Source organism: Bacillus sp. FSL H8-0547 (genome assembly GCA_038002745.1).
GTDB lineage: Bacteria > Bacillota > Bacilli > Bacillales > Bacillaceae > Bacillus_P.
Genome location: JBBODD010000001.1, coordinates 3,348,085 through 3,361,940, shown reverse-complemented (window position 1 = coordinate 3,361,940; position 13,856 = coordinate 3,348,085). Strand labels below are relative to the sequence as shown.

At 47.2% G+C, this 13,856-nt stretch carries 16 protein-coding genes; 5 read left to right on the top strand and 11 right to left on the bottom strand.

Annotated features, from left to right (window positions below; translation table 11 throughout):
* Nucleotides 1–13 precede the first annotated feature (13 nt).
* A complete protein-coding gene (locus tag MHB63_16770) occupies nt 14–709 on the bottom strand; it encodes a CoA transferase subunit A (GenBank protein ID MEK3808172.1) in 696 nt (231 codons plus the stop codon).
* A 3-nt stretch (nt 710–712) separates the two neighbouring features.
* Nucleotides 713–1,912, bottom strand: coding sequence for an acetyl-CoA C-acetyltransferase (locus tag MHB63_16765; protein MEK3808171.1), 1,200 nt, complete (start codon nt 1,910–1,912; stop codon nt 713–715).
* 1,282 nt (nt 1,913–3,194) lie between these two features.
* On the opposite strand from MHB63_16765, the gene MHB63_16760 reads away from it, so the two are divergent.
* A complete protein-coding gene (locus MHB63_16760) occupies nt 3,195–4,103 on the top strand; it encodes a hydroxymethylglutaryl-CoA lyase (GenBank protein ID MEK3808170.1) in 909 nt (302 codons plus the stop codon).
* On the opposite strand, the gene MHB63_16755 is transcribed toward MHB63_16760, so the two are convergent.
* A complete protein-coding gene (locus MHB63_16755; GenBank protein ID MEK3808169.1) occupies nt 4,096–4,389 on the bottom strand; it encodes a DUF5316 family protein in 294 nt (97 codons plus the stop codon). The two genes, MHB63_16760 and MHB63_16755, sit on opposite strands and share 8 nt — an antisense overlap.
* 111 nt (nt 4,390–4,500) lie before the next feature.
* Here MHB63_16755 and MHB63_16750 point away from each other — a divergent pair, with 111 nt between their 5' ends.
* Complete coding sequence (locus tag MHB63_16750) at nt 4,501–4,629, top strand: hypothetical protein (protein ID MEK3808168.1); 129 nt, start codon at nt 4,501–4,503, stop codon at nt 4,627–4,629.
* Nucleotides 4,630–4,726: 97 nt separating this feature from the next.
* On the top strand, nt 4,727–5,647 hold the full coding sequence (locus tag MHB63_16745) for an alpha/beta hydrolase (GenBank protein ID MEK3808167.1): 921 nt from the start codon (nt 4,727–4,729) through the stop codon (nt 5,645–5,647).
* Nucleotides 5,648–5,693: 46 nt separating this feature from the next.
* Here the strand turns inward: MHB63_16745 and MHB63_16740 are convergent, their stop codons facing one another.
* Together MHB63_16740 and MHB63_16735 are read right to left on the bottom strand one after the other, a co-directional pair.
* A complete protein-coding gene (locus tag MHB63_16740; protein MEK3808166.1) occupies nt 5,694–5,936 on the bottom strand; it encodes a DUF2552 family protein in 243 nt (80 codons plus the stop codon).
* 13 nt (nt 5,937–5,949) lie between these two features.
* Nucleotides 5,950–6,273, bottom strand: coding sequence for an iron-sulfur cluster biosynthesis family protein (locus tag MHB63_16735; GenBank protein MEK3808165.1), 324 nt, complete (start codon nt 6,271–6,273; stop codon nt 5,950–5,952).
* 129 nt (nt 6,274–6,402) lie between these two features.
* Between MHB63_16735 and MHB63_16730 the strand changes: the two genes are divergently transcribed.
* Complete coding sequence (locus tag MHB63_16730; protein ID MEK3808164.1) at nt 6,403–6,600, top strand: CDGSH iron-sulfur domain-containing protein; 198 nt, start codon at nt 6,403–6,405, stop codon at nt 6,598–6,600.
* Nucleotides 6,601–7,109: 509 nt separating this feature from the next.
* Here MHB63_16730 and MHB63_16725 read toward each other — a convergent pair.
* Both MHB63_16725 and MHB63_16720 read right to left on the bottom strand, forming a co-directional pair.
* Nucleotides 7,110–7,442 carry a YolD-like family protein gene (locus tag MHB63_16725; GenBank protein MEK3808163.1) on the bottom strand — a complete coding sequence of 111 codons (333 nt, stop codon included), beginning with the start codon at nt 7,440–7,442 and terminating at the stop codon, nt 7,110–7,112.
* A gap of 14 nt (nt 7,443–7,456) precedes the next feature.
* Entirely contained in the window at nt 7,457–8,719 is a 1,263-nt protein-coding gene (locus tag MHB63_16720; protein MEK3808162.1) for a UV damage repair protein UvrX, read from the bottom strand.
* Between the two features lie 901 nt (nt 8,720–9,620).
* Here MHB63_16720 and MHB63_16715 point away from each other — a divergent pair.
* Nucleotides 9,621–9,815: a YqzH family protein gene (locus tag MHB63_16715; GenBank protein MEK3808161.1), complete on the top strand. Its 195-nt coding sequence runs from the start codon at nt 9,621–9,623 to the stop codon at nt 9,813–9,815.
* 18 nt (nt 9,816–9,833) lie between these two features.
* Here the strand turns inward: MHB63_16715 and MHB63_16710 are convergent, their stop codons facing one another.
* The 4 genes from MHB63_16710 to MHB63_16695 are packed head-to-tail and all read right to left on the bottom strand — an operon-like array spanning nt 9,834 to nt 13,816.
* Nucleotides 9,834–10,928 (bottom strand): endospore germination permease, encoded by a 1,095-nt coding sequence (locus tag MHB63_16710; GenBank protein ID MEK3808160.1) that lies wholly within the window; start codon nt 10,926–10,928, stop codon nt 9,834–9,836.
* Nucleotides 10,925–11,092: a hypothetical protein gene (locus MHB63_16705; protein ID MEK3808159.1), complete on the bottom strand. Its 168-nt coding sequence runs from the start codon at nt 11,090–11,092 to the stop codon at nt 10,925–10,927. The genes MHB63_16710 and MHB63_16705 overlap by 4 nt, the downstream gene beginning before the upstream one ends.
* A complete protein-coding gene (locus MHB63_16700) occupies nt 11,079–12,278 on the bottom strand; it encodes a Ger(x)C family spore germination protein (GenBank protein MEK3808158.1) in 1,200 nt (399 codons plus the stop codon). Before MHB63_16700 ends, MHB63_16705 begins: the two co-directional genes overlap by 14 nt.
* The gene (locus MHB63_16695; protein ID MEK3808157.1) at nt 12,275–13,816 is read right to left on the bottom strand and encodes a spore germination protein; all 1,542 of its coding nucleotides are present in this window, start codon (nt 13,814–13,816) and stop codon (nt 12,275–12,277) included. The genes MHB63_16700 and MHB63_16695 overlap by 4 nt, the downstream gene beginning before the upstream one ends.
* Between the last annotated feature and the right edge of the window lie 40 nt (nt 13,817–13,856).

Genomic DNA, 13,856 nt, shown 5'->3' with positions numbered 1-13,856 from the left:
GCTCTGCCTCCTGTCATCCTGTCTTTTGTACAGTCAGACGCTCTATGCGCTTCTGCTGCTCTCCGAGAATGAGTGCCTGAACGTAAATGCCCGGTGTATGAATTCCATCCGGCTGAATGCTCCCCGTCTCCACCATCTCTTCCACTTCAGCAATCGTGACTTTCCCGGCCGCTGCAATCATCGGATTAAAATTCTGAGCCGTTTTGTTATAGAGCAAGTTGCCCATTTTATCCGCTTTGCTCGCGCGTACAAGGCTGAAGTCTGCTGTCAGCGCTTCTTCAAGCAAGTATTCTTTCCCGTTGAAGTTCCGCGTTTCTTTTCCTTCAGCAATCGGCGTTCCCACTCCTGCAGGCGTATAGAATGCAGGAATGCCTGCTCCGCCTGCGCGGATTTTTTCAGCAAGCGTCCCTTGAGGAACAAGCTCGACTTCAATCTCGCCCGAGAGCACCTGGCGTTCAAATTCCTTGTTCTCGCCGACATACGAGCTGATCATCTTTTTGATTTGCTTATTTTTCAAAAGAAGCCCGAGGCCCCAGTCGTCTACACCGCAGTTGTTTGAAATAATCGTAAGATCCTTTACGCCTGTTTCAACAAGGGCAAGGATGAGGTTTTCAGGAATGCCGCACAGCCCAAACCCGCCTACCATCAGATTGGAACCATCTTTAATCCCGCTTACCGCTTCTGTAAAAGATGTATAGATCTTCTTCATCATTTATCCCTCCAATGAAAGATTTTCAACGATTGTCGCAACACCCTGTCCGCCGCCGATGCAAAGGGTGGCAAGGCCGTGCTTTGCATTTCTGCGCTTCATTTCGTGAATCAGCGTGACCAAAATGCGCGTGCCGCTTGCTCCGATTGGATGCCCAAGAGCAATGGCGCCGCCGTTTACATTCAGTTTTTCTTTCTCAAAATGAAGTTCGCGGTCAACGGCAATCGACTGGGCCGCAAACGCTTCGTTCGCTTCGACAAGGTCCATGTCATTCATTGTCAGCCCGCTTTTTTGGAACGCTTTTTGAACAGCTGCGACAGGTCCAATCCCCATAATGCTTGGATCTACGCCTGCATTTCCATTGGCTGTGATTTTAACAAGGGGCTGAATGCCAAGCTCTTCTGCTTTTTTTCTGCTCATGACCACGACAGCTGCCGCACCGTCATTAATACCGGACGCATTTCCTGCCGTCACAGATCCTTCTTTTTTAAACGCTGCACGAAGTCCGCCGAGCTTCTCTGCCGTTGTGCCGGCTCGCGGGAATTCATCTGTGTCAAACGTTACAGCATCCCCTTTTCGCTGAGGAATCACTACAGGAGTAATCTCCGATTTGAACGTACCGGACTCGATCGCCTTCACTGCTTTTTGCTGGCTCCATGCTGCAAACTCATCCTGCTCTTCTCTCTTAATCTCATATTTATCGCATAAATTCTCTGCTGTCACACCCATATGATAATTATTGAACGCACACGTCAGACCATCAGAAACCATCGTATCAATCAGCTTCTGATCGCCCATCTTAAATCCGTCCCGCGCATTCTTCAATATGTAAGGCGCCTGGCTCATATTTTCCATACCGCCTGCAACCACAATCTCTGCATCCCCTGATAAAATTGCCTGTGCAGCAAGATGGACCGTTTTCAAACCGGATCCGCACACTTTATTAATCGTCATAGACGGCACATTTTCAGGAAGGCCCGCTTTCATAGCCGCCTGGCGCGCCGGATTCTGACCAAGTCCCGCCTGCAGCACATTCCCCATAATGACTTCATCAACCTGCTCTCCCTTTAAACCCGCTTTTTCAAGAGCATCCTTAATCACAATCGCTCCAAGCTCCGGCGCAGACACACCCTTAAGCGCTCCTCCGAAACTCCCGATTGCCGTGCGGACAGCACTCACGATGACTACTTCATTGCTGCTCATACTACACTCATCCCCTTTGTCATGGCTTTATCCATTGGTTTCGCTAAATCCTGATAAATTCCTGCAATCTTTTCAAAATTCAGCTTTCAGTTGCATACACTCTTAGTAAACTATTAATATGGGAATATGTAAACCCTTACATCAGAAAAGCGGAGCCGACTGTTCAGGCCTGGCAGTCAGATAAGAAATCACCGAAAAGTCCGGTTTTGACTTTTTCGGGGATTTTGTTCTGACAGAAGGACTAGGAGGCGGAGCTGGACAATACGAAAAGCGGAATCGTCCGTTTAGCTCCGACAGGCAGAAAAGAAATCACCCGAAAAGTCCGGGTTTGACTTTTTGGGGGATTTTGTTCTGACGGAGGAGCTGGGCGATGGAGCTGGACAATGAGAAAAGCGGAATCGCCTTGGTCAGCTCCGAAGGACAGAAAAGGATCCGTCGGAAAAAGCCGGGCTTGCTTTTTGCGGCGGATCCGTTCTGGCCGAGGAGTTAGGCGATGGAGCTGGACAATGAGAAAAGTGGAATCGTCCGTTTAGCTCCGACAGGCAGAAAAGAAATCACCCGAAAAGTCCGGGTTTGACTTTTTGGGGGATTTTGTTCTGACGGAGGAGCTGGGCGATGGAGCTGGACAATGAGAAATGCGGAATCGTACCCTCAAAACCTAAAAACCTGAATTTGAGGGTACGCAAAATGCCGATTCGTACCCTCAAAACCTAAAAATCTGAATTTGAGGGTACGCAAAATGCTGAATCGTACCCTCAAAACCTCAAAATCAAAATTTGAGGGTATGCAAAATGCCGATTCGTACCACAAAAACCTCAAAATCCGAAATTGAGGGTACGCAAATTGCTGATTCGTACCCTCAAAACCCAAAAATCCAAAATTGAGGGTACGCAAATTGCCGATTCGTACCCTCAAAACCTCAATATCCAAAATTGAGGGTACGCAAATTGCGGAATCGTACCCTCAAAACCCGAAAATCAAGATTTGAGGGTACGCAAAATGCTGATTCGTACCCTCAAAACCCGAAAATCAAAATTTGAGGGTACGCAAAATGCGGAATCGTACCCTCAAAACCTCAAAATCCAAAATTGAGGGCACGCAAAATCCCGATTCGTACCCTCAAAACCTAAAAATCTGAATTTGAGGGTACGCAAAATGCTGAATCGTACCCTCAAAACCTCAAAATCAAAATTTGAGGGTACGCAAATTGCTGAATCGCACCCTCAAAACCTGAAAACCAGAAATTGAAGGTACTCAAAAATCCGAAAGGCTGGTGCTTCCTATGAATCTGCCAAAACAGGCGACATTAATTGAGGTCGGTCCCCGCGACGGGCTGCAAAATGAAAAAAATGAAATTCCGACAGACGTTAAAATTCAGTTTATTAAAGAACTTAAAAAGGCAGGATTCAAAGAAATGGAACTGACCTCTTTTGTCTCGCCAAAGTGGGTTCCCCAGCTGAAGGATGCTGGAGACATCATCACCTATTGTTCCGATGAGAACAGAAACCTTGTTCTGACTCCGAACGAAAAAGGGATTGCGCGTGCAAAAGAAGCAAACTGCAAAGACGTGGCTTTTTTTGTGGGAGTCAGCAGCACCTTCAATCAAAAGAATATTAACGCGACAACAGAAGAAAGCATGCAGAAGCTTCTGCCGCTGATCCGCTCGCTCAAAGAAGAAGACTTTTTTGTGAGGGCGTGTATTTCGACTTCTTTTTATTGCCCGTATGAAGGAAAAATAGAAGCGGATGCCGTTGTTGATCTTTGCAGACAGTTTGCAGATGCGGGAGTTGATGACTTAAGTGTAGCTGACACCATTGGCATGGCAAATCCACTTGAGGTGCATGAGCTTTTTTCACGGCTGAAAAAAGCGCTGCCGGACGTGCTGATTACGGCCCATTTCCATGATACAAGAGGCATGGCGCTTGCCAACATATACGCAGCGCTGCAGGCAGGTGTTGACAGGTTTGACACTTCTGCAGGCGGACTCGGCGGCTGTCCTTTCGCACCCGGTGCTACAGGAAATGCTGCAACAGAGGACGTGCTGCATATGCTGCAGGCTCTGAACATCGAAACAGGCATTGACATGAGCCAGCTTCTGAAAGCAGTTGAGGTAATCGAGCCGCATCTTTCAGGAAGTGTTCAAAGCAAACAGTATCAGCTCAGCAAACGGTCAAAAACGCTTCTTAACTGAATAAAACAGCAGTGGATATAACTGCCGCCCCGAAGCTTGGCAGACCTGCAAGAAATAAGTCCTTTGCCCAATCTGCCCTTGTCTTTCTATGCACGGCTATTTCTGATTGGAAATTTGTGTGCATAGCCTCTCCTCCAAGAAAAGCATAGGTCATAAAACCCGAGATGCCAAAACAGATAAGCGAGATCCCGCACATCACGATAAACAGCAGCTGCAGATCTCCAGCTGTATAGCTGATGAAGCCTGCAGCGCTTGAAACAGCTATACCGATTCCTGTTAATTTCATTACAGTCACTCTCCTTTTTATCTATACGGAGCGAACGGACAAGTTGTTTCACCTCCATGTATATTTCTCCCTCTTATTTCACATCTTAGATGACAGAAAGGAGCGGATATCATGACAAACGAAAAGGCATCTAAGAGCCAAAAAGGCAAGCCGAATGCAGATACGCCAAAGCAAATGATGGCTTTTGAAGAAATGGAAAAGGCTGTACATCCGACAAAACGCCAAAACTCGGAACAATAACGCGGCAGCAAGCCCCATGTGCTTGCTGCTTTTGTTTTTCTCCTTTTCCTTCTTCGTGATAAAATGGATGTATTATACAGCGGAAGGAAGAATGCAGATGAAAAAGTGGCTGATCGGAGCTGGCATCATCCTCTCCTACATCTTTGTCGTAGGATTCTTTTTCACCAACCAGATGATGTACATGCGAAAGAAGTCAGACAAAGAAATTATTGACCGCGAAACAAAAGACGGCCATTACGACGAAAGCGAGTATGAAGCCTACAACAAAATTGAAGTGTCCATCCCGTCCCAATTCGGATATGACATCAGGGGCCATCTGATTGCCCCCCACAGCACCTCCTCCTATGTCATTATCTGCCACGGAGTTACCATGAACCGGATTAACTCCGTCAAGTACATGAAGCTGTTTTTAAAACGGGGCATCAATGTGCTGATCTATGATCACAGAAGGCATGGAGAAACAGGCGGTAAAACAACAAGCTTCGGGCATTATGAAAAGTACGACCTTCAGTCTGTCGTGCATTGGCTGAAGGACCGTGTCGGCGATGACCTGCACCTCGGCATTCACGGGGAATCCATGGGCGCCGTCACGACGCTGCTTTATGCAGGACTCGTAGAAGACGGTGCTGATTACTATATTGCCGACTGTCCGTTTTCAGATCTTCAAGAGCAGCTGCTATACCGTCTGAAATCCGACTTCAAGCTTCCCGGCTACCTTGTGATGCCGATTGCAAGGCGGTTTCTGAAACTGCGGGACGGGTACACCATCCAGGACGTTTCACCGATTGCGGTGATGGACAGAATTCAGCATCCTGTTCTGTTTATCCACAGCAAAGACGACGATTACATACCGTCAGCGATGACCCAGCAGCTGTTCGAGAAAAAATCCGGGATGAAAAAGCTGTACTTTGCTGAAAAAGGCGCCCACGCCATGTCCTACACCGAAAACCGCGAGGAATATGAACGGATCATTGATGAATTTTATGAAGAAATGAAAGAACAGGAAGCAACTGTATAAAACGTAAAAAAGCCCTGATTCCAACTGAATCAGGGCTTTTTGGGGTTTATCCAAGCACGTCCGTAATGTCATGCATATGTTCATCAAGCCAGGCAATTGCTTCATCAATTGTGGCAAATTCCTGTGCTTCAAATGTCATTTCATCCTGAAGCAGCCAGACATCCTTCTTTTCCTCAAACACTCCGCCGATCGACCAGTGAAGCAGGGTGTACGGATGGTTGCTGTTCAAAAACGAAACCCATGTTTTATTTAATGCGATGTTTTTAAGAGTTGTTAAGCGGTCCTTCATCTTTCTCTCCACCTCACTTTACAGTCAGACTCATGCGCGGATTCAAGATTTGCGAAGGACATGTCAGCATGTAGCTGTTCGCTGTCTCGTTAAAATCAATTGTCATCTTTTCATCCAGAAACACCATCTTTGATTTTTCAACCAGAACCGGATATGCGTTCGTCTCAATCTGAACATCATCCCCGTCTTTTTCATCAACAAGCCAGAGTGCAGTCACTCCGCTGACCACGCATCCGCAGCCGTCCGTATCATATTTGAGCTTCACTTGTTTATCGGAGTGAGCCTGCACACTGCCTTCTATTTTTTTCATGGCACGGTCTGTCCATTTAATTTCCATACGTCATGTCTCCTCGTTTCAGGTTGCTTAGGGACATTTTATCACAACTCGGTCAGATGCGCACCGAGGCTTGCCTGTCATACCCCATGCCCCAGCCGAATAACGTCTAAATATAGAAGGAGTGATAAGATGACCAAACCCGTAATTAAAGTAAACGACAACGGCTCCCTGCGCATAACAGGAGACATCGAACTCATCGACGCAGAAGGAAACGTCTTCCAGACCAAACAGAGCTTCTCTCTCTGCCGCTGCGGACTCTCCAAAAAAATGCCGTTTTGCGACGGTTCGCATAAGGGCGTGTTTCAGTCGGTGGTTAGGGCGGAGTAGGAGGTCGGAGGCGGCCGTTTAGTTCAGAAGGTTAAAAAAATCCACCGGAAAGAGCAGGGTTTGCTTTTTCCGGCGGAGCCTCCAAAGTTCTTAAGACAGGATTACAGCACTTTCCCTTGGCTCTCCCGTCTCCAAACTGTTCTTAAAAACCGATTACAACACATTCTCCCGCCTCTCCCATCTCCAAAGTGTTCTTAAAGCTCGATTACAACAATTACACCCGCTTCTTCCATTCTCAAAGTGTTCTTAAAAACCAATTACAACACTTTCTCTCGCCCCTCCCATACACAAAGTGTTCATAAAATCCGATTACAACACTTTCTCCCGTCTCTCCCATCTCCAAAGTGTTCTTAAAATCCCATTACAACACTTTTCCCCATCTCAAACGCCTGCAAAGTGTTTTAAAACAGGATTATAACTCGATACAACAAAAAGAGCATGATCAGTATGATCACGCCCATTCTCACATCTTCGCAAGAAAAGGCAGGCATCCTCCTCCCGCCTTCACCTCACTCCTTCTCCCCTATATCCGTTATTTTTTCTATTGGCAGATCAACGCGCGTGTGGTCTTCGCCGATGATCCGCAGGCATCCGCGGATCGGATCTACGTAGTGTACGCGGCCTTTGAGCACGTGAAAATCGTGATGTTCGTAGTAGGTGAACGCAAGCTCGCGGTTCTCCTCCATGGCGAGACTGATGATTTCGTTAAAATGCTCGAGCTGCTGTTCGTCTACTGCGGGCTTCGTTTTATAGCCCTGTTCAATTTCAAGTTCTCTTAAGATTTTTACATGCTCAGGCAGCATCATGGATGTCCATTTGATATTGCCCCGATCCCGAATCATGAGTATCCCTCCTTTTACGCTTTGTGTCCGCCGACAAGCTTGGCGCGGTGCCTTGCTGTGCCTGCGTTTGTATAGGAAACGGCCCGCAGCAGGGCATTGGGTCCGTATTTCCCGCGGATGGAGTCCATGACATAGCCAAGGATCTGTTCTTTTTCGCGGTTTGGCTGGAATAAATCGAGCTGCATTTCGGAATCATCTTCAATGTTGGAGAGGGCAATCGAAATTTTCCGGACGGTTTTATGTGCGTAAAATTGTTCAAATAAGGCGAGGCATGTTTCGTAGAGCTCCATGGTGATGTTGGTCGGCCGGTCCATCGTCCGGGAGCGGTGAAATCCGCCCCCAAGCTCATCATGGCTGTAGCCGATGCCGAGACTGATCGTTCTGCCTGCCTTCCTGTGCGTGCGCGCCCTTCTTGCGACTTCTTCGCACATTTCAAGAATCACGTGCTTTACTTCTTCCGGATCAGGATAATCCCGCATGAGAATCTGGCTCTTCCCGAAGCTGATCTGCCCCTGCAGAATCGGCGCACCAATTTCAGAGAGATCAACGCCCCAGGCATGGTAATAAAGCTGGTTGCCCATAATTCCGAACTTTTTCTCAAGCACTTCAAGCGGATGGGCGGCAAGCTGCCCTACGTTGAAAATACCCATCCGGTTCAGCGTTTTTTCGACTCTACTGCCGATGCCCCACATTTCCCGGAGCGGCTGCACTTTCCACAGTTTTTCTTTCACATCGTCGTACGTCCATTCCGCAATGCCCTTTTTCTTCGCCTCAAGATCAAGGCAGATTTTTGAAAGCAGCATATTGGGTCCGATGCCGATTGCACACGGCAGCGAAAATTCACGGTCCATATCATCTCTGATTTTTGCAGCAACCTCCCACGCATCTCCCCAAATCCCCTCCACTCCGTCAACCTGGATAAAGCTTTCGTCGACGCTGTACGTGTGGATGGCATCCTTCGGGACATACCGGTGAAAAAGGCGCGTCAGTTCAGTCGAAATACGGACAAAAGAAGCCATTTTTGCGTTCACAATCCGAATGCGGGAATCTTTCGGAATTTCGAACAGACGGGATCCGGTCTTGATGCCAAAATCTTTTTTCAGACAGGGCGAAGCTGCCAGAACAATACTCCCTTGCCTTTCTGTGTCACCAACCACCGCCAAATGGCACGTAAGCGGGTCAAGACCTTCCAGAACCGCGGCACAGCTGGCATAAAAGCTCTTCATATCAATGCACAGAATCTTTCGTTTTGGAAATTGACTGTAATCCTCAATCATCGTTCTTACTCCTCACAACAGAATATATGTTCCCATTCAGTATATGCTAATAGTAAGCGAATATACGTTCGATTTCAATGGTAGTTTTTTCTGCGAAAAGCGGAGCCGACTGTTCAGGCCTGGCAGTCAGATAAGAAATCACCCGAAAAGTCCGGGTTTGACTTTTTGGGGGATTTTGTTCTGACAGAAGGACTAGGAGGCGGAGCTGGACAACACGAAAAGCGGAATCGCCTTGTTTAGCTCCGAAGGACAGAAAAGGAATCGACGGAAAAGGCGCCTTTTGCCTTTACCGGCGATTCCATTCTGACAGAGGAGTTGAGCGATGGAGCTGGACAACACGAAAAGCGGAGCCGACTGTTCAATCCTTTCAGTCAGATAAGAAATCACCCGAAAAGTCCGGGTTTGACTTTTTGGGGGATTTTGTTCTGACAGAAGGACTAGGAGGCGGAGCTGGACAACACGAAAAGCGGAATCGCCTTGTTTAGCTCCGAAAGACAGAAAAGGATCCGACGGAAAAAGCCGGGCTTGCTTTTTGCGGCGGATCCGTTCTGGCCGAGGAGTTAGGCGATGGAGCTGGACAATACGAAAAGCGGAATCGCTCGTTTAGCTCCGGGAGTCAGAAAAGGAATCGCCGGAAAAGGCGCCTTTTGCCTTTACCGGCGATTCCGTTCTGACAGAGGAGTTGAGCGATGGAGCTGGACAACACGAAAAGCGGAATCGCCTTGTTTAGCTCCGAAGGACAGAAAAGAATTCATCGGTATCCTACCCCCAAAAACCAAAAATCAAAAATGGAGGACACTAAAAAGCCGGACCTCCCCTAACACCCGTAAGCCGGACAAAAAATCTCAGCTTGGCATTCTCCGGAAACCCTCATATAATCAGGATACAAACGAGGTGAACTATGAACGAGAAATGGATTTGGAAGATGATTCAGCAATCTTTTGAGCAGTATGAGATGGATGGCAGGCTCAGTGAAGAGGAAGCGGCTGAGCTTGTTGCAAAAGTAAGGGAACAGAGAGAAACGGAAGGATCCGAATGGTTTGAGGCTGTGGAAGATACCGTGTACGGCTATGTCACAAATCAGGAGCTGAATTAAATGGCACGCCGGGTCCATTTAATTCAGCGTTTTTGTATGGCGCTTAAAAAGAATCCCGGCAATCATTGTAAGGGTTAACAGGAGGTACAGGGCGAACCACCAAATCGTCCAATAGCTTGAGACGAAATCCGAAAAGCTGATAATATTTTCATGGATGCCATTTGAGAGCACGAAAACGAAAACTCCTGCCGGCAATAAGAAAGGGCGGTAGGTAGGGTGCCTGGAGATGGACTGAAAGCCAAGCATGGCGCATAAAAAGCAAATTGTGATTTTCACAAAAATCCCAAAGATCCAGGCAATCCCGATCAGCACTTCCACCCGTTCAAGCAGGTCAATGATGTCAATATCCCGCATAAGTTCAAAGGTTGAATAGGTTTGTCTCTGAACGAGATCGTAGCCCTGAATGCCAATGCTGAACAGCACGATCAGCACAAGGATGATTCCTCCTGTAAACAGGGAAAAAAGATAGGCCGCGGGAATGTTTTTTTTCTTGCTCATATAGCCAGTGAGAGAAAAAAGGAGCAGCATTTCAAGAAAGGGGAAGCCGATTGTCGTATAGGCTCCGCTCCAAACAGGTTTTATTCCCCGGTAAAGAACAGGTTTCAGATTGGAGAAATCGAACTGATTGATGACCAAAATAAAGGAAAAAAAGAGAAGCATCATGACGATCGGCGCATAAAACTGATTAACCCTTGCCAGGTTGTTGGCCCCAAAATAGACCGAATAAAGCGAAATTAAAATAATGGCAGCCTGAAACGTGAAGCTGCTTGCCTCAGGGCTGATAGAGGTAGTCATAAAGTTGCTCAGGTTCCTGACGACATAGGCTGCTAAGTGAAGAGAATAAAAAATAATGATGATGTTTATTGCCGTCCCTGCATAACGGCCTGCCGCCTGCTCCATGACAGAAAATATGGAGGCATAATGGAACTGCTTCAGACAGAGCAGAAAAAAAACGTTCAGCAGCAGTCCTGCACCCAAAGCGAAAAGCATGGACAGCCACGCGTCATTTCTGGCATAGGCTGCCGTCAGTCCCGGTGCCATCAGGATCGAACTGCCTGTTACAAAGCTGATATTAAGCAGAAAGAGCTGCGCCTCAGTAAGTTTGTGATTCATTGCATACCTCCAAGGATGAACCGGATAACCGGGCTGAAGACGGCCCGGGTCCAGTCGGCAAACTGGAACAGGCCAATCTTCATCATATAATCCGCTGTATATGCCAGAGTAAAAAGCCAAAAGACAGAAAGGACAAGTACAAAACGGCGATTAGTTGTCTTCATACATGCTCTTCATCCTTAACCCGGTATTTTCAATCGTAAATGTAACATCTGTACTCAGTCTGGCCTCCTGGTACAGTTCGTCCCATCTTGGCTCCCACTTTTTAAACAGTTGAGGATCGGCTTCAAAAATGATCCGTCTTAAACCGAAAGAATCGGTGCTGTTTTCTTTTATCTTTTCAAATACAGCTTGAAGTTCCCCGCTGATTTTCTTTTCTGCCAGTTTCTCAATTTGTTTAATCTGCCCGGAATTGTCGAGGGACTTGCTGCAGGATGCTTCCTGGACGAAGCCCTTGATGCGGATGCGGGTCTGAAAAGACGGGACATCTGCTTTTACATATGATAGGGAGCCTTTCATATGCTGCGCAACAAGAATGATGGAACCGGATTTCGCATTTGGACAATCAATCGTGTAGACAGACGGCCCTGACACAAGTCCCTTCATCAGTCCGAGCGAACGTGATTCATCATATGTGAGCCAGTCAATCAGCTTGTCTTTTTTAAATAATGCCAGACCGGTAATCGTAAAGCTGTTCGGATTTCCATCGATGCTGGACAAATCTTCCGTTTTGCTGGCTGCCTTTTGATTTTGCTGTTTTTCCACTCCGAAAATGAAGGGCTCCTGATGAGGATTGGAAAACCATTTTAAAATGTATTTTAATGTGATTCCGGCTCTGAAACCCATTGAACTTTTTGTGTTTGGAATCCGTGATTCAAGCGATAATGCCGGCATCTTCTGGATGGGCGTATACATTTTCAAAATGGAGGAGGAATCCGCATCTTTGGCAATCAGAAAATTGACGTTCCTTCTGATCTGATAAAACCGTTCGGTAAATTCAAGTACCGGCAGAAGGCCCTCTTCGGCTGCAAAACGCTCACTCACGACAATGGTAGATACATGGGAGAAATAGAGTTTCCGCGAAATAGTGTTTTTAGCCTTTTGCAGAATTTCGCTCGCATTTTTCCCCTCAAAAGAATACGTGTACACCGGGCCTCCCGATCCGCCGCTAGGCGCACCGCTCTGCGAAGCAGCCGTACCGCTTGGATTGATGACCTGAAAGTGCATCAGCAGCCCCTCCCCGCTCTTATCAATTCCGATTCCCGATACAACAATAAGATCATTCAGCTCTGTCCGGCCGCAGCCGGTTATCAGAAAAAGAAGGAGGAAAAATACAAGGTATGCTTTCATTTCGGTTTCCCGCTTTCCAGTTTTCTTCTGTACTTTAAGTAGAAAGCTGTCTGCGTCCACCAGAGAGGAAACCGCAGAAAGCTGTCTTTTTGTTTCTCCGCTTTAAAAGGAGCGAAAGGTTCAAAGTACGGCACACCGAAGGTCTGCAGCGAACTCAGATGAATAGCAAGTGCAATCATAAACATAATCATCCCGTAAATTCCAAGTGTTGAGGCAAGAATCATCAGAATAAACCGGAGCAGCCTTCCTGTTCCGCTGAAAGAATAGTAAGGAGATACAAAACTCGCAATAGCTGTCAGGGAGACGACAATAACAATTGCTGGCGACACAAGCCCTGCAGCAACGGCGGATTCTCCGATGACAATTGCGCCGACAATGGAAACCGCAGAACCGATCGGCCTCGGCATCCGAATTCCAGCTTCTCTTAATATCTCAAAGATCAGCTCCATCAGAAGGGCCTCGAGAAAGGCGGGAAACGGAACGCCCTCTCTCTGGGCTGCGAGACTGACCAGAAGATTCGGAGGAATCAGTTCCTGATGGAAGGTGGTTACCGCAATATAGGACGCCGGCAGCGCAAGGGCAATGATGTATGAAATCAGCCGGATGAAGCGAATAAAGGTCGCCAGGTCAAAGTGATTGTAATAATCCTCTGCAGCCTGAAAAAAGGACCAGAAAGTGGCCGGTACAATAATGGCAAAAGGCGTTCCTTCCATCATAATGACCACCTTGCCCTCGGCAATGGCGGCGGCTGCAACATCCGGCCTTTCTGTCGACTGAAAAGCGGGAAACGGGGTAAACCGCTTCTCCTCCAATAACTCCTCCAGCATGCCCGTATCAAAGACCTTGTCGGTTTTGATTTTGTCTATTTTTACAAGCAGTTTATTGAGAACATCACGGTCTACAAGCTTTTCCATATAACAGACAAGAAGTTTCGTTCTTGTCACATTCCCGATTGTGCGCGGAAGAAAATGCAGGGACGGCGTGGCAATTCTCCTCCTCAGCAGTGTCATGTTAATTTGAAGAGACTCAATAAAGCCTTCTCTCGGCCCTTTTACCATCGTTTGAGTCTGAGGCTCTTCAATTGACCTGTAAGGCCAGTATTCCAAAGGAATGGTATACGCTACTTTCAGGCCGTCAATGAATAGAAGAACGCTGCCGTTTAACAGTGATTCGAGCAGCTGCTTGTAATGAAAGGCTGCTGAAAGCACCGCAGCAGGAGAAATAAGATTCTCAATCAGGGTCTCTCTGTCTGCACCCCCGGCTTTCAAAGATTGCTGATGGACAATGAGCGGTTCAATGACCGTTTCTTCAAGCTGATGTTTATTGATGATTCCGTCTAGATAGGCGATGCCGAATGTGAAGGCCTCCTGTTCATAAACCAATGTCTTCAGATCAGCGCTTTTTCCGAATATGGCGGATAAGCGCTCCATGTTTTCACAGGCATTTTCCCGGATTTCCTCACCTGCAAATTGCTCGAGCTCGCCCTGTTCCTTCTGAATCTGCTGAAGCTTCTTTGTTTCATTGGTTGGTCCATTCATGTCCGGCCTTCACCTCCTGGTAACAGATTATTACACGTAG

Coding starts and splice junctions, on each gene's coding strand:
- MHB63_16720 (MEK3808162.1), bottom strand. CDS start 8,719: ATGATTGAGGATTACAGTCAATTTCCAAAACGAAAGATTCTGTGCATT.
- MHB63_16735 (MEK3808165.1), bottom strand. CDS start 6,273: ATGGAAATTAAATGGACAGACCGTGCCATGAAAAAAATAGAAGGCAGT.
- MHB63_16745 (MEK3808167.1), top strand. CDS start 4,727: ATGAAAAAGTGGCTGATCGGAGCTGGCATCATCCTCTCCTACATCTTT.
- MHB63_16725 (MEK3808163.1), bottom strand. CDS start 7,442: ATGATTCGGGATCGGGGCAATATCAAATGGACATCCATGATGCTGCCT.
- MHB63_16750 (MEK3808168.1), top strand. CDS start 4,501: ATGACAAACGAAAAGGCATCTAAGAGCCAAAAAGGCAAGCCGAATGCA.
- MHB63_16700 (MEK3808158.1), bottom strand. CDS start 12,278: ATGAAAGCATACCTTGTATTTTTCCTCCTTCTTTTTCTGATAACCGGC.
- MHB63_16760 (MEK3808170.1), top strand. CDS start 3,195: ATGAATCTGCCAAAACAGGCGACATTAATTGAGGTCGGTCCCCGCGAC.
- MHB63_16765 (MEK3808171.1), bottom strand. CDS start 1,912: ATGAGCAGCAATGAAGTAGTCATCGTGAGTGCTGTCCGCACGGCAATC.
- MHB63_16695 (MEK3808157.1), bottom strand. CDS start 13,816: ATGAATGGACCAACCAATGAAACAAAGAAGCTTCAGCAGATTCAGAAG.
- MHB63_16710 (MEK3808160.1), bottom strand. CDS start 10,928: ATGAATCACAAACTTACTGAGGCGCAGCTCTTTCTGCTTAATATCAGC.
- MHB63_16740 (MEK3808166.1), bottom strand. CDS start 5,936: ATGAAGGACCGCTTAACAACTCTTAAAAACATCGCATTAAATAAAACA.
- MHB63_16715 (MEK3808161.1), top strand. CDS start 9,621: ATGAACGAGAAATGGATTTGGAAGATGATTCAGCAATCTTTTGAGCAG.
- MHB63_16755 (MEK3808169.1), bottom strand. CDS start 4,389: ATGAAATTAACAGGAATCGGTATAGCTGTTTCAAGCGCTGCAGGCTTC.
- MHB63_16730 (MEK3808164.1), top strand. CDS start 6,403: ATGACCAAACCCGTAATTAAAGTAAACGACAACGGCTCCCTGCGCATA.
- MHB63_16770 (MEK3808172.1), bottom strand. CDS start 709: ATGAAGAAGATCTATACATCTTTTACAGAAGCGGTAAGCGGGATTAAA.
- MHB63_16705 (MEK3808159.1), bottom strand. CDS start 11,092: ATGAAGACAACTAATCGCCGTTTTGTACTTGTCCTTTCTGTCTTTTGG.